Consider the following 13,738-nt stretch of genomic DNA (forward strand, 5'->3'; position numbering starts at 1 on the left):
TTGTCAGGGATACAAACGTGCGCCAGTCCAGCCGTATTTTGCTGGCCTCTCTCCTGCTGATTAGTGCCAAGGCCTCGGCCGACGATAAGTCGGCCGAGGCCTTGTTGCAGCAGATGCAGAGTGCCGTGCAGCAACAGAATTTCGAGTTGTCCATGGTCAAGGCCCGTCAGGGGCGTCTTGAACCGATCCGGATCAGCCATGCCGTGATCAACGGCAAGGAAGTGGCCCACCTCAGTTACCTCGACGGCAAGGCGATCGAGTATCTCCAGCGCCAGAACGAATACACCTTCTTTGAAAACAGCCACGATCCCTACACCCTGAAGGATGCCCGCTTCCCCGGCATCTGGTCGACCCTGGTGAAGATGCCGCTGGCACAGGTGCTGGAGAGCTATGATCCTGTGCTGGCCGGCCGCAGCCGGGTTGCCGGTGTGGTGGCGCAGGTGGTAAGGCTGGTGCCTAAAGAGGCCGACAAATATGGTTTCGTGCTCTGGATTGATGAGCAGAGCCACTTGCTGCTGCGGATCGACATGGTCGAGCGGGAAGGCAATCTGGTGGAGCAGGTACTTGGTGTCGAACTGGATCTGCAGAGCAAACCGGCCCCCTGGCTGGTGAAGCTGGCCAACAGCAAGCAGCCTCCGGCGCTGGCGCTGGAGGATGCCTATCCGGCGCCGCAACAGCAGTTGAACTGGCAGATCACCTGGTTGCCCGATGGCTTCAAGGTGCTGTCGCAAGACAGGCACCAGCTGGTGACCACCAGTATGCCGGTGGATTACATGATGCTCTCCGACGGGCTGGTGGATCTCTCGGTCTACGTCTCCCGGGTCGATCCCAAGCAGGCGGTGCGCCAGCAGCTGATCCGCCAGGGGGCGACTTCGCTGGTGAGCTATGTCAACGAGGTGGGGGTCGAGATCACCGTGGTCGGCGAGGTGCCTGCCGAAACCGCCAAGCGCATCGCCGAGTCGGTCCAGCCGCTGGCCCGCAACGAAGCGGTGCAGTAACGGGGGCTGCGGGGTTGTCCCCCGCTTGCCGAGCGTGGCGAGTCGTGGTCAGATCCCCTGATTGTGTGAACCCGAGGTGTTGCCGTGAATGAGATGAGTGAAGAGCTGGCGACCGTGGTGGCCATTGAGGGTGCCCATGCCTGGGTGGAGTGCGAGCGTCGCTCTGCCTGCAGTGGTTGTCAGCAGCAATCCAACTGCGGTACCGGCACCGTGGCCAAGGCGTTTCCCCTGAAAGCTCCCCGCTTGCGAGTCAGGCTGACCGCCGAGGTGCGGGTTGGCCAGCAAGTGAGGCTCGGTATCCCGCAGGAGAGTCTGCTGCGCGGGGCGGCGCTGGTCTATGTGCTGCCGCTTTTCTGTCTGTTGGCCGGCGCCTTGCTGGGGCAGCTCTGGCTGGCGCCGCTGCTCTCGGGCGGGGAGGGAATTACCATTCTCTGCTGCCTGCTGGGGGGCGTGCTGGGCTTTTTACTGGTTCGTTACTTTTCCAACCGCCTGGATCAGGGGCGCTACGGCCCGCAGATGCTCGGCGTGGTAGTCCCTGTCCGCATCCTCCCCTGACCGAACAGGCGCTATTTCACTGGCGCTGGCGACTAAAGAATGGCCGTCAGCCGGGTTATCCAGTAAAATCGCGCCTCCATAACTGACCTTAACTAATTTTGAGTGACTCTTGCTCGATGAAACACATTCGTAACTTTTCGATTATTGCGCACATCGACCACGGTAAATCGACCCTGTCGGACCGTCTGATCCAGACTTGCGGTGGCTTGTCCGACCGCGAGATGCAGGCTCAGGTGCTTGACTCCATGGATCTGGAGCGCGAGCGCGGCATTACCATCAAAGCACAGAGTGTGACCCTGAACTACCAGGCACAAGACGGTAACACCTACCAGCTGAACTTTATCGACACCCCGGGCCACGTGGATTTCTCCTACGAGGTCTCCCGCTCTTTGGCGGCCTGTGAAGGGGCGCTGCTGGTGGTGGATGCCGGCCAGGGGGTTGAGGCACAGACTCTGGCCAACTGCTATACCGCCATGGAAATGGATCTGGAAGTGGTGCCGGTGCTGAACAAGATTGACCTGCCGGCCGCAGAACCCGAGCGGGTTGCCGAGGAGATCGAAGACATCGTCGGTATCGACGCAGTCGATGCGGTGCGCTGCTCTGCCAAGACCGGCCTGGGTGTTGACCTGGTGCTGGAAGAGATCGTCGCCAAGATCCCGGCGCCGGAAGGTGATCCGGATGCCCCGCTGCAGGCGCTGATCATCGACTCCTGGTTCGACTCCTATCTGGGCGTTGTCTCTTTGGTGCGGATCAAGAACGGTTCCCTGAAGAAGAACGACAAGATCAAGGTGATGAGCACCGGTCAGGTGTGGGGTGTCGATCGTATCGGTATCTTCACGCCCAAGCAGGTGGATACCCAGGGTCTGGGCTGTGGCGAGGTAGGTTGGGTTGTCTGCGGTATCAAGGACATCCACGGCGCGCCGGTGGGCGATACCCTGACTCAGGCCAAGAACGGTGCCGACAAGGCGCTGGCTGGCTTCAAGAAGGTGAAGCCGCAGGTGTATGCGGGTCTGTTCCCCATCTCCAGCGATGACTATGAGTCGTTCCGTGACGCCCTCGACAAGCTCTCCCTGAACGATGCCTCCCTGTTCTTCGAACCGGAGAGCTCCACGGCGCTGGGCTTCGGCTTCCGTTGCGGCTTCCTCGGCATGCTGCACATGGAGATCATTCAGGAGCGTCTGGAGCGTGAATACGATCTGGATCTGATCACCACGGCGCCGACCGTAGTGTACGAGATCGAGCTGACCGACGGTTCCACCATCCACATCGACAGCCCGGCCCAGATGCCTGCCATCACCAGCATCAAGGAGATGCGCGAGCCGATCGCCGAGTGTCATATCCTGCTGCCGCAGGAGTACATGGGCAACGTGATCACCCTCTGTATCGAGAAGCGTGGCGTGCAGACCAACATGGTCTACCACGGCAAGCAGGTGGCACTGACCTATGAAATCCCGATGGCAGAAGTGGTGCTCGACTTCTTCGATCGTCTGAAATCCACCAGTCGCGGTTACGCCTCGCTGGACTACGGCTTCAAGCGTTTCGAAACCTCCGACATGGTCCGTTTGGACATCATGATCAACGGTGAGCGCGTCGATGCCCTGGCAATCATCACCCACAAAGACAACGCCCAGTATCGCGGTCGTCAGGTGGTGGAGAAGATGCGCGAGCTGATCCCGCGCCAGATGTTCGATATCGCCATTCAGGCGGCCATCGGCAACCAGATCATCGCACGCAGCACCGTCAAGGCTCTGCGTAAAGACGTAACCGCCAAGTGCTACGGTGGTGACGTGAGTCGTAAGAAGAAACTGCTGAACAAGCAGAAAGAAGGTAAGAAGCGGATGAAGTCCCTCGGCCGTGTCGACGTGCCGCAGGAAGCCTTCCTCGCGATTCTCCACGTCGGAAAGGATTAATAGATGGCAAGCACGTTTTCCCTGATCCTGGTGGTGGTCTGCGCGATCACCGGTGTTATCTGGTGTCTGGACAAGATGATTTGGTCCAAGCAGCGCGCCGCCAAGATTGCCGTGGCTCGTGCCCATGGCGGTGCCCACCTGGATGAGAAGACTCTGGCCAAGGTGGCCCCCGTACCGGTCTGGATTGAGCAGACCGCCGGGGTCTTCCCGGTCATCACCTTTGTGCTGATCCTGCGTTCGTTCATTTTTGAACCGTTCCAGATCCCGTCAGGTTCCATGATGCCCACCCTGCTGGTGGGCGACTTCATCCTGGTGGAAAAATTTGCCTATGGTCTGCGGGACCCGGTGACCAACACCAAGTTCCTCGAGACTGGCGAGCCCAAACGTGGCGATGTGGTGGTGTTCAAGTATCCCCTTGAACCGCGCGTTGACTACATCAAGCGGGTGGTCGGCATGCCGGGTGATCGGGTTATCTATCGCAACAAGGAGCTGATGATCCGGCCCAAGTGCGAGGAACAGGAAGGGAAAACGTGCTCGGGCTTCAAGAAGCTCAACGTCAAGTTTGAACAAAGAGGCGAATTTACCCAGATGGGGATCCCCCTTGACCGCTATACCGAGCAGTTGGGTGATGTCTCCCACGAGACCCTGCGCAATCCGCTGATGCCCGACATGGTTGGCCGTTACTATCGCCAGCCCGGCACCTACCCCGACGAGTGGGTGGTACCGGAAGGTCAGTATTTCGTGATGGGCGACAACCGCGACAACAGCACCGACAGCCGCTTCTGGGGCTTTGTGCCCGAGCAGAATCTGGTCGGCAAGGCGGTCGCTATCTGGATAAGTTTTGAATTCGAGCGCGAAGAAGGCTCCCTGCTGCCAAGTTGGGTACCGACAGGTGTGCGCTTCAACCGCATTGGCGGAATCAAGTAAATGAATATCAAAATGAACAGACTGCAGTCCCGTCTCGGGCATGTCTTTGCGGATCTGGAACTGCTGACCCGCGCGCTGACTCACCGCAGCGCCGGTTCCCGTCACAATGAGCGACTGGAATTTCTGGGGGACTCCATTTTGAGTCTGGTGATTGCCGACGATCTCTTCCACCGCTTCCCGCAAGCGGCGGAAGGGGATCTCAGCCGGATGCGCGCCACCCTGGTGCGCGAGAAGACCCTGGCCGAACTGGGCCGGGAGTTTGACCTCGGGGATCACCTGATCCTCGGTCCCGGCGAACTCAAGAGCGGCGGTTTTCGCCGCGAATCCATTCTGGCCGACACGGTCGAGGCGGTGATCGGTGCCGTCTATCTGGATACCAATCTTGAGACGGTGCGGACACTGCTGCTGAGCTGGTATGCCAGCCGCCTGGAAGAGATCAAGCCAGGCATCGAGCAGAAAGATCCCAAGACCCGTCTGCAAGAAATTTTGCAGGGAAGCCGCAAATCCCTGCCGACCTACACCGTGACCAACGTCAAGGGCGAGGCCCACAACCAGGAGTTCACTGTCCAGTGTGACGTGGAAGGTCTGGATGGTCCCCTCGTCGGGGTCGGCACCAGCCGTCGCAAGGCCGAACAGGCCGCGGCGCAGCAAGCATTGGAAAAACTGTCATGACAGATACTACCTATTGCGGCTTTGTCGCCATCGTGGGCCGCCCGAATGTGGGCAAGTCCACCCTGCTCAACAAGCTGCTTGGCCAGAAGGTCAGCATTACCTCGAAGAAGCCCCAGACCACCCGTCACCGGATTTTGGGGATCGACACCGAGGATAACTACCAGACCATCTATGTAGATACCCCGGGTCTGCACATTGAAGAGAAACGGGCCATCAACCGCCTGATGAACCGTGCCGCCACCAGTTCGCTGGGGGATGTGGCCATGGTGGTATTCATGGTTGACGGTACCCACTGGACCAAAGACGACGAGATGGTGCTGGGCAAGCTGCGCAATCTCAAGTGCCCGGTGGTGCTGGCGGTCAACAAGATTGACAACGTCAAAGAGAAAGAAGATCTGCTGCCCCACCTCGAGTGGCTGGGCCAACAGATGAACTTCGCCCATATTCTGCCCATTAGTGCCGAAAAGGGCACCAACGTGGAGAAGATCCGCGAGTGGGCCAAGGATCTGCTGCCGGAAAACGTCCACTTCTTCCCGGAAGATTACGTGACCGACCGCTCCTCCCGCTTTATGGCCTCCGAAATCATCCGCGAGAAGCTGATGCGCTTCACCGGCGAGGAGCTGCCCTACTCGGTGACGGTGGAGATCGAGCGCTTCAAGGTGGAAGAGAACGGCCTCTACCACATCCACGGCCTCATTCTGGTCGAGCGCGATGGCCAGAAGAAGATGGTCATCGGCAACAAGGGCGAGAAGATCAAGACCATCGGCACCGAAGCGCGCCTCGATATGGAACGTCTGTTCCAGAACAAGGTGCACCTCGAGCTGTGGGTCAAGGTCAAGTCGGGCTGGGCTGATGATGAGCGCGCCCTGCGCAGCCTCGGGTATGGCGACGACTGATTGCTGACCCCGGCTTTCGTCATCCACAGTCGGCCCTATCGGGAGACCAGCCAGCTGGTCGAGGTCTTCACCCAGGATAGTGGCCGATTTACTCTGGTGGCTCGCGGTTCTCGCGGGCCACGCTCCCCTCTCAAGGGGCTGCTGCAACCCTTTACCCTGCTCACCATCGCCTGGCGCGGCAAGGGTGATCTCAAGAACCTCACCCAGGTCGAATGCCCGGATCACTCCCTGCGTCTCGGCGGCGATCGCCTCTTCTACGGCCTCTATCTCAACGAGCTGGTCTACTACCTGCTGGAAGCGCACACCCCGTTCCCCGAAGTATTCGACGCCTATGCCCGTGCCATCATGGCGCTTGCCGACGGCGAGACGCCGGAGCTGCCGTTGCGTCGCTTTGAGTTCCTGCTGTTGCAGGCGCTCGGCTATGCGGTGGATTTCGAATACACGGCGGACGACGAGTTGCCCATCGAGCCGACCTTGCTCTATGGCTTCGAGCGTGAATTGGGCTTTGTTGCTTGCGAGCGGGCGCCGGATCCCCGTACCCTGTTTCTCGGTGCCCACCTGCTCGCCTTTGCCGAGGGACGTTTCGATACCCCCCCCTTGCTGCAGGCGGCCAAACGTTTCAGCCGACTGGCACTGCAACCCTATCTGGGCAAGCGCCAGCTAAAGAGCCGGGAGCTGTTTTTAAAACGCAAAGCCAGTATGCAAGGCTGACACAGATTACAGACATACGGATATTGGCGCGGTGTGATTCGCTGACCGCGCAGTCAACAGATGAAGCCTTTCAAGGAGTTCTCAATGAGTGAAATCTATCTGGGTGTGAACATCGACCATATCGCCACCCTGCGCAACGCCCGTGGCACCCAGTATCCTGATCCGGTACAGGCCGCATTCGTGGCCGAGCAGGCCGGGGCCGATGGCATTACCGTGCATCTGCGTGAAGATCGCCGCCACATCACCGACCGCGATGTGGATATCCTGCGCCAGACTATCCAGACCAGAATGAACCTGGAGATGGCAGTGACCGAAGAGATGATCGGCATCGCCTGCCGTATCAAGCCCCACTTCGTCTGTCTGGTGCCTGAGAAGCGCACCGAGGTGACCACCGAGGGCGGTCTGGACGTGGCCGGTCAGCTGGACAAGGTGACTGACGCTGTTGCCCGTCTCTCCGCTGTGGGGGCCCAGGTTTCCCTTTTTATCGATGCCGATCCCATCCAGATTGATGCGGCTGCTGAGAGTGGCGCCCCCTTTATCGAGATCCACACCGGTCGCTATGCCGATGCCACCACTGATGCCGAGCGCAACGCCGAGTTCAAGCGCATCGCCGCCGGCGCCTCCTATGCCGCTGGCAAGGGCTTGAAGGTCAATGCCGGTCACGGCCTGCACTACCACAACGTCAAGGCCATCGCCGCCATCCCCGAGCTCTATGAGCTCAATATCGGCCACGCCATTATCGGCCGCGCCGCCTTCGACGGTCTGGCCAAGGCCGTGAGCGATATGCGCCTGCTGATGCAGGAAGCCCGTCAGGGGATCTGATTCGCTGGATGGGTCCGCGGCCTGAGACCGGCCGCTAGAAATAGCAAGGGACGCCGCGGCGTCCTTTGTTATTTCAGGTGTTGTTCAAGTGAGGGCAATGGCTTGGCGGCCACCGAGCTGTAATAACCCAGCACAATCGGCTATAAGCAGTTGATGTCAAAAGGGTTACACTGGTTGACCCTGTAAGCTGGACGAGATTGTTATGGATCATCCCTTGTACCACCCCGATATCACCGAACTTGAACCTGTCGCCCGCGCGGCGGGAGCGGCCATCATGGCCATCTACAGCCAGCCCTTCGCGGTGGAGTACAAGAGCGACGAGAGCCCGCTTACCGCTGCCGACAAGGGGGCTCATGAGGTGATCGTTCAGGGGTTGGCACGGCTGACTCCCGATATCCCTGTGCTGTCGGAGGAGTCGGGGTCCGAGGTGATGGCGGCGCGCCACAGCTGGTCCCGCTACTGGCTGGTGGATCCCCTCGACGGCACCAAGGAGTTTGTTTCCCGCAACGGCGAGTTCACCGTCAATATCGCGCTGATTGAAGGGGGGGCGCCGCGCTGGGGGCTGGTCTATGCCCCTGTGCTGGATAAGCTCTGGTATGGCGGCAAAGGAGTAGGCGCCTGGCGTATCGCCGATGGCAAGTGTGAGCCTATCCAGACCCGGCCTCATCGTGAAGGAGAGGCGTGGCGAGTGGTGGGCAGTCGCAACCACCTGTCGCAGGCGACCCTCGATTTCTTGGCACCTTTTGGCGAGATCGAGCTGGTCTCTATGGGCAGCTCCCTCAAGTTCTGCATCATCGCCGAGGGGGGCGCCGAGCTCTATCCGCGCCTCGCCCCCACCTGCGAGTGGGATACCGGCGCGGCGCAGGCTGTGCTGGAGGGGGCCGGTGGCAGCGTCACCCAGCTCGATGGCTCACCCCTTGCCTACAACAAGCCCGATATCCTCAATCCCTGGTTTGTCGCCAAGGCATAAACGAGATATCGGGATGCAAAAAGGCCGGACTGGAATGAACTTCCAGTCCGGCCTTTTTATTTAGCTATGCGCTTTGGGTCAGAAGACTTTCTTGAACGGCTTGATGGTCACTTTGGCATAGACGCCAGCTGCCACATAGGGATCGGCATCGGCCCATGCCTGGGCGTCCGCTTGCGAGGCAAACTCGGCGATGACGGTGCTGCCGGTAAAGCCGGCATCGGCCGGATCCTCGGCATCGATGGCCGGGTTGGGGCCGGCAGTCAGCAGCCGCCCCTCATCCTGCAGAGCTTGCAGGCGAGCCAGATGGGCAGGGCGAACTTGCTTGCGCAGTGGCAGGCTATCGGGGACATCTTCGGAGTAGATGAGATACCACATGAGACAATCCTTTTCTGATGAGGGTTATTTTTTTGGTTCGTCTTTTTGCTGGGACAACTGCTCGGCAGGGATATGGCGGTAGAGGTAGACGCCGCTGAGCAGGGTAAAGACCAGCGTCATCCCCAGCAGGCCGAACACCTTGAAGTTGACCCACATCTCTTGCGGCATGTTGAATGCCACGTAGAGGTTGAGCAGGCCACAGACGGTAAAGAAGCCGACCCAGCCGAGATTGACTGTGTCCCAGACCTTATCGGGTGCTTGCAGCTCCTTGGCCAGCATCTGTTTGATCAGATTCTTGCCAAAGCCGTAGCGGCTGATGAGCAGACCCAGTGCGAACAGTACGTTGATGACAGTCACTTTCCACTTGATGAAGGTGTCATCGTGGAAGAAGACGGTGAGGCCGCCAAAGAAGCCGACCAGCAGGAAGGTAAAGAGCTGCATCTTCTCGACTTTGCGATAGCGGATCCAGCTATAGGCGAGCTGCAGACCGGTGACCACCACCAGTGCGCCGGTAGCCATGTAGATGTCGTAGAACTTGTAGACCGCGAAGAAAACGATAAGTGGAATAAATTCAATAAATTGCTTCATTGTTGGCGCCTAGTCCTCAAAGATGGCCTGCAAATTTTGCCCAGTCTACCTGTACGGTGGACAACGGCAAATGAATAAGACCGCTCATTTTTACGCCGGTTCCGCGCTGTCGCCAAACAGTTGGCGTGCAATCGAGATCCTCAGTCGCTGCTGATCGGCCAGCAGGTCGCGGATATGGCGCTCTTCGATAAGCGGGTTGAGCAGCACGGCGCGCAGCAGGGTGAGCGGTTGGGCACCGTAGCGTACCACCGCCCGCTGGGTACGGGAGACAAAGCTGTGTCCCTCGGCGCGCTGGGCTTTTTGCAGCGCTACGTTGAAGGCGTTGATCTGCTCGTTGGCTGCTTCATCCAGCACCTTGCCCTGCAGGTGGGGCGGAATACAGCGGTAGGAGAGCAGATTCATCACCGGTGCCGACATCAGCTCGAACGCGGGATTGCTGGTGATGAGCTCGGCCATCAGTCGCGCCCGGTCGTAGTTGGCTTCGATAAGCTCGGCATAGCCTTGCTGGCCGAAGAGCTGGAAGGCGGCGTCCAGATAGAGGGCGTTGGCCGGGCGGGTGCCCTCCAGCGTAAAGCGGCCCTGATCGAACGAGGTGGCGCGAATGGCATAGGGCGCCTCCCGCTTGACCGCCATCATCAGGTCGGGCTGGCGGCAGAGCAGCATGCCGGTACCGAGCGGCACCAGCAGCTGTTTGTGGCCATCCAGGGTGACGGTATCTGCGCGCTCGATCCCGGCCAGCAGGTTTTGATAGCGGGAGGAGAAGAGGGTCGGGCCACCCCAGGCCGCATCCACGTGGAAGTGGATCTGCTCGCGCTCGGCGATGGTCGCCAGCTCCGGCAGGGGGTCGATGGAGCCAAAGTCGGTACTGCCAGCCACGCCGACCAATGCCAGTACTTTCAATTTCTGTTCCTTGCACTGGAGCAGCGCCTGCTCCAGCGCAGCCAGACAGAGCCGGTTCTGTTCGTCAGTCTCAAGGCGCCAGACGCTGCGGGCGCCCAGTCCCAGCAGATCCATCCCTTTGTCGAAGGAGTAGTGCATCAGCCGGGAACCCAGAATGACGGCGCCGCGATAGCCCTGCTCATAGAGGGCGAACAGGTTGTCGCCACAGGCGCGATTGCGGGCCAGCCACAGTGCCGTGACGTTGGCGATGGTGCCACCGCTGGTCATGACGCCGAGGGCGGCATCCTTGGCATGCATCTGCTCGCCGTAGAAGGCATCGTCCCTGCCATAGATGAGGCGGTGCAGCTTGGCCAGCACCTCCCGCTCCAGAAAGCTGAGCAGGCGGGAGGACTCCATCTTCATCGGATTCTGGTTGAGCATCACCAGCAGGCGCGACAGCTCGGCGGTATAGGCCGGCAGGGGCGCCGTCATGTGGCCCATGTAGCGTGGTGAGGTGAGGTGCGAGGCGCCGGGCACCAGAGTGGCCAGCCGCGCCAGATACTCCTCGATAGGTTGGCCGACTGCAGGCATGCGGGATTGATCGAGCTGGTGGGTGAACAGGTCGCGCTGATAGGGGGCCTGACTGTCGTCGGAGTGGTGGAAGCTCTCCAGCAAGGTGTTCATCGCCTCGCCAAAGGCGGGATCCGCTTGTGCAAACAGCTCAGTCAACTTCATCAGGTTCTCCAGACCAGTTCACCAGGGTAGGTGTCTATGCCGTTTGTCTCGGGCATCGGCGGCAGAGCATACACCAAAGGGGGGCAGGTGACAGCCACTCCATTTTTTAAGCGAACACTTGTACTCTGAAATGGCGCTGGGTAGAGTGAGCCACAGTTATTGTGGAGTCGATGTTATGAGTGGTGTGATGGATTACTCCCCCCGAGAGGAGCTGGCAAACCGGCTGAGTCACGGTGCGGGATTGTTGCTGGGGATTGTCGGGCTGGTGTTGTTGCTCATCAAGGGATGGGGGCAGGGCACGCAGGCGCTGGTGAGTTACAGCCTTTATGGCGGCAGTCTGGTGCTGCTCTATCTCGCCTCGACCCTCTATCACAGCATGGGGTCAGGGCGGGCCAGACGTTGGTGCAAGGTGTTTGATCACTGCGCCATCTATCTGCTGATTGCCGGCACCTATACCCCCTTCCTGCTGGTGGCGCTCGATACGCCGCTGGCTAAGGGGTTGATGGTGGTGATCTGGGCCCTGGCGCTGGCTGGCGTGGTGTTCAAGCTGGTGTTTATCAATCGCTTCAAGAAGTTGTCGCTCTTTACCTACCTGATGCTGGGCTGGCTGTCGCTGGTGGTCATCTATCAGCTCTATATCCATCTGGCCGGTGAGGGGCTGCTGCTGCTCGGGCTTGGTGGCCTTATCTACAGCCTCGGGGTCATCTTCTATGTGGCCAAGCAGATCCCCTATAACCACGCCATCTGGCATCTCTTTGTGCTGGGTGGCAGCGTTTGTCACTTTATGGCCATTTACGGCTACGTCGCCTAACGTCTTGCAACTAGCCCTTAATTGGTATTTTTAGCGCGAAAAAGGATAAATTCGTGCGGTATCACACAGTTGGCATCAGCGTTTGCTGACAAGCTAGGGCCAGTTCAATTCGCAAAGGATGCACGAAATGAGTGAAATCGCGCTTTCCATCAGCATGTTGTCGCTGGTGGCAGTGCTGGGACTCTGGCTGGGAAACTGGCGAGTCTATGGCGTTGGCTTGGGAATAGGGGGGGTGCTGTTCGGCGGCATCATAGTGGGTCACTTTGCAGGCGCCTCCGATCTCGCGCTGGATGCACAAACGCTTCACTTTATTCAAGAATTCGGCCTGATCCTGTTTGTCTATACCATCGGCATCCAGGTCGGGCCGGGTTTCTTCTCGTCATTGCGCAGTTCGGGTCTCAAACTCAACGCGTTTGCCGCTTTGCTGGTCATCCTTGGCTGCGTGGTGGCCGCTGGCTTGCATCAATTTTTCGATGTGCCGTTGCCGGTCATTCTGGGGGTCTTCTCCGGTGCCGTCACCAATACCCCATCCCTCGGTGCGGGCCAGCAGATCCTGGCCGAGCTGGGCGCCGCGCCCGGTTCTACCGGCCTGATGGGGATGGGCTATGCGGTTGCCTATCCGTTTGGTATCTGTGGCATTTTGCTCACCATGTGGCTGGTCAGGGTCTTCTTTCGCATCAAGATCGACGATGAAGCCGCCCAGTTCGAGCTACAAACCGGTAAAACCAAGGAGAGCTTGCAGACCATCAACATCGCGGTGCGCAACCCCAACATGCACGGCCTGATGCTGAGCGAGATCCCGAGTCTCGACGAGTCTGATGTCATCTGTTCACGGCTCAAACGGGGCGACGAGCTGATGGTGCCGCGCCCGGAATCCCGTATCGAACTGGGTGACTTGCTGCACCTGGTGGGTGAGCGTCACGCGCTGCACAAGGTGTTGCTGGTATTGGGGGAGGAGGTGGAGACCTCGCTCTCGACCCGTGGCACCGATCTGCGCGTCGAGCGGGTGGTGGTGACCAACGAGCAGGTACTTGGCAAGAAGATCCGCGATCTTGACATCAAACAGCGCTATGACGTGGTGATCTCCCGTCTTAACCGCGCCGGTATCGAGCTGGTGCCGACCAGTCAGACCAGCCTGCAGTTTGGTGACATCCTCAACCTGGTGGGGCGCCTCGATGCCATCGAAGCGGTGACCAATGTGGTCGGCAACGTGCAGCAAAAACTGCAGCAGGTGCAGATGTTGCCGGTATTTATCGGGATTGGCCTTGGCGTATTGCTCGGCTCCATCCCCTTCTATCTGCCCGGTTTTCCGGCCGCCCTCAAATTGGGTCTGGCGGGCGGGCCGTTGGTGGTGGCGCTGATCCTGTCGCGGATCGGCAGCATCGGCAAGCTCTACTGGTTCATGCCACCCAGCGCCAACCTGGCGCTGCGGGAGATCGGGATCGTGCTGTTTCTGGCGGTGGTCGGATTCAAGTCCGGAGCCGGTTTCGTCGATACCCTGATCAACGGTGATGGCCCGGCCTGGATGCTCTACGGCATGGCGATCACCCTGATCCCGCTGCTGGTAGTCGGTGTGCTGGCGCGCCTCTACGGCAAGATGAACTATCTGACCCTGTGCGGCTTGCTGGCCGGCTCCATGACAGACCCTCCCGCGCTGGCCTTTGCCAACGCCATGCACCCGACCAGTGGCGCCAGTGCGCTCTCATACGCCACTGTCTACCCGCTGGTGATGTTCCTGCGGATCATCTCGCCACAGCTGCTGGCTATCATCCTCTGGGCGGGTGTATAGGGTTAATCTTGACAGGAGCATGCTTTGTCATGCTCCTGTCATTACTCTGTAATTTATTGATAATTTTGGTTTTTACCATTCTCGCAACTTCGTTTTATAC

General features: G+C 59.5%; 14 protein-coding genes. 11 read left to right on the plus strand and 3 right to left on the minus strand.

Annotated elements, in window-relative coordinates:
- Window positions 1-17: 17 nt before the first annotated feature.
- From ACTG27_RS21265 to cysQ, 9 genes are all read left to right on the plus strand, one after another.
- On the plus strand, window positions 18-998 hold the full coding sequence (locus ACTG27_RS21265) for a MucB/RseB C-terminal domain-containing protein (protein ID WP_005335407.1): 981 nt from the start codon (window positions 18-20) through the stop codon (window positions 996-998).
- A gap of 93 nt (window positions 999-1,091) precedes the next feature.
- Window positions 1,092-1,553 carry a SoxR reducing system RseC family protein gene (locus ACTG27_RS21270; RefSeq protein ID WP_139428717.1) on the plus strand — a complete coding sequence of 154 codons (462 nt, stop codon included), beginning with the start codon at window positions 1,092-1,094 and terminating at the stop codon, window positions 1,551-1,553.
- Between the two features lie 116 nt (window positions 1,554-1,669).
- Window positions 1,670-3,463 (plus strand): translation elongation factor 4, encoded by a 1,794-nt coding sequence (gene lepA / locus ACTG27_RS21275; protein WP_005335396.1) that lies wholly within the window; start codon window positions 1,670-1,672, stop codon window positions 3,461-3,463.
- A 3-nt stretch (window positions 3,464-3,466) separates the two neighbouring features.
- Window positions 3,467-4,390 carry a signal peptidase I gene (lepB, locus tag ACTG27_RS21280; RefSeq protein WP_439980394.1) on the plus strand — a complete coding sequence of 308 codons (924 nt, stop codon included), beginning with the start codon at window positions 3,467-3,469 and terminating at the stop codon, window positions 4,388-4,390.
- Window positions 4,391-5,062, plus strand: a complete 672-nt coding sequence (gene rnc, locus ACTG27_RS21285) for a ribonuclease III (protein WP_005335394.1) — start codon at window positions 4,391-4,393, stop codon at window positions 5,060-5,062. It abuts the gene before it with no gap.
- Complete coding sequence (era, locus tag ACTG27_RS21290; RefSeq protein WP_005335393.1) at window positions 5,059-5,958, plus strand: GTPase Era; 900 nt, start codon at window positions 5,059-5,061, stop codon at window positions 5,956-5,958. Before rnc ends, era begins: the two co-directional genes overlap by 4 nt.
- Window positions 5,959-6,669: a DNA repair protein RecO gene (gene recO, locus ACTG27_RS21295; RefSeq protein ID WP_201944398.1), complete on the plus strand. Its 711-nt coding sequence runs from the start codon at window positions 5,959-5,961 to the stop codon at window positions 6,667-6,669.
- Between the two features lie 84 nt (window positions 6,670-6,753).
- Window positions 6,754-7,491 carry a pyridoxine 5'-phosphate synthase gene (pdxJ, locus tag ACTG27_RS21300; RefSeq protein ID WP_201944399.1) on the plus strand — a complete coding sequence of 246 codons (738 nt, stop codon included), beginning with the start codon at window positions 6,754-6,756 and terminating at the stop codon, window positions 7,489-7,491.
- Window positions 7,492-7,693: 202 nt separating this feature from the next.
- Window positions 7,694-8,461: a 3'(2'),5'-bisphosphate nucleotidase CysQ gene (cysQ, locus tag ACTG27_RS21305; RefSeq protein WP_407704820.1), complete on the plus strand. Its 768-nt coding sequence runs from the start codon at window positions 7,694-7,696 to the stop codon at window positions 8,459-8,461.
- Between the two features lie 78 nt (window positions 8,462-8,539).
- On the opposite strand, the gene ACTG27_RS21310 is transcribed toward cysQ, so the two are convergent.
- The 3 genes from ACTG27_RS21310 to ACTG27_RS21320 form a co-directional block, all read right to left on the minus strand.
- Entirely contained in the window at window positions 8,540-8,836 is a 297-nt protein-coding gene (locus ACTG27_RS21310) for a YciI family protein (RefSeq protein ID WP_005354350.1), read from the minus strand.
- A 24-nt stretch (window positions 8,837-8,860) separates the two neighbouring features.
- A complete protein-coding gene (locus ACTG27_RS21315; protein WP_021229465.1) occupies window positions 8,861-9,424 on the minus strand; it encodes a septation protein A in 564 nt (187 codons plus the stop codon).
- 90 nt (window positions 9,425-9,514) lie between these two features.
- Window positions 9,515-11,038, minus strand: a complete 1,524-nt coding sequence (locus tag ACTG27_RS21320) for an aminotransferase class V-fold PLP-dependent enzyme (protein ID WP_439980397.1) — start codon at window positions 11,036-11,038, stop codon at window positions 9,515-9,517.
- Between the two features lie 175 nt (window positions 11,039-11,213).
- Between ACTG27_RS21320 and trhA the strand changes: the two genes are divergently transcribed.
- Window positions 11,214-11,849: a PAQR family membrane homeostasis protein TrhA gene (gene trhA, locus ACTG27_RS21325; protein WP_042080056.1), complete on the plus strand. Its 636-nt coding sequence runs from the start codon at window positions 11,214-11,216 to the stop codon at window positions 11,847-11,849.
- A 127-nt stretch (window positions 11,850-11,976) separates the two neighbouring features.
- Entirely contained in the window at window positions 11,977-13,638 is a 1,662-nt protein-coding gene (locus ACTG27_RS21330; protein WP_021229463.1) for a putative transporter, read from the plus strand.
- Window positions 13,639-13,738: the final 100 nt, after the last annotated feature.

The sequence above is a fragment of the Aeromonas sp. 97A genome, assembly GCF_051919185.1.
Taxonomy (GTDB): Bacteria; Pseudomonadota; Gammaproteobacteria; order Enterobacterales; family Aeromonadaceae; genus Aeromonas; species Aeromonas veronii.

Excerpts from the sequence above, each read along its gene's own strand:
- ACTG27_RS21270 (WP_139428717.1), top strand. The coding sequence starts at position 1,092 with ATGAGTGAAGAGCTGGCGACCGTGGTGGCCATTGAGGGTGCCCATGCC.
- lepA (WP_005335396.1), top strand. The coding sequence starts at position 1,670 with ATGAAACACATTCGTAACTTTTCGATTATTGCGCACATCGACCACGGT.
- lepB (WP_439980394.1), top strand. The coding sequence starts at position 3,467 with ATGGCAAGCACGTTTTCCCTGATCCTGGTGGTGGTCTGCGCGATCACC.
- rnc (WP_005335394.1), top strand. The coding sequence starts at position 4,391 with ATGAATATCAAAATGAACAGACTGCAGTCCCGTCTCGGGCATGTCTTT.
- era (WP_005335393.1), top strand. The coding sequence starts at position 5,059 with ATGACAGATACTACCTATTGCGGCTTTGTCGCCATCGTGGGCCGCCCG.
- pdxJ (WP_201944399.1), top strand. The coding sequence starts at position 6,754 with ATGAGTGAAATCTATCTGGGTGTGAACATCGACCATATCGCCACCCTG.
- cysQ (WP_407704820.1), top strand. The coding sequence starts at position 7,694 with ATGGATCATCCCTTGTACCACCCCGATATCACCGAACTTGAACCTGTC.
- ACTG27_RS21310 (WP_005354350.1), bottom strand. The coding sequence starts at position 8,836 with ATGTGGTATCTCATCTACTCCGAAGATGTCCCCGATAGCCTGCCACTG.
- ACTG27_RS21315 (WP_021229465.1), bottom strand. The coding sequence starts at position 9,424 with ATGAAGCAATTTATTGAATTTATTCCACTTATCGTTTTCTTCGCGGTC.
- ACTG27_RS21320 (WP_439980397.1), bottom strand. The coding sequence starts at position 11,038 with ATGAAGTTGACTGAGCTGTTTGCACAAGCGGATCCCGCCTTTGGCGAG.
- trhA (WP_042080056.1), top strand. The coding sequence starts at position 11,214 with ATGAGTGGTGTGATGGATTACTCCCCCCGAGAGGAGCTGGCAAACCGG.
- ACTG27_RS21330 (WP_021229463.1), top strand. The coding sequence starts at position 11,977 with ATGAGTGAAATCGCGCTTTCCATCAGCATGTTGTCGCTGGTGGCAGTG.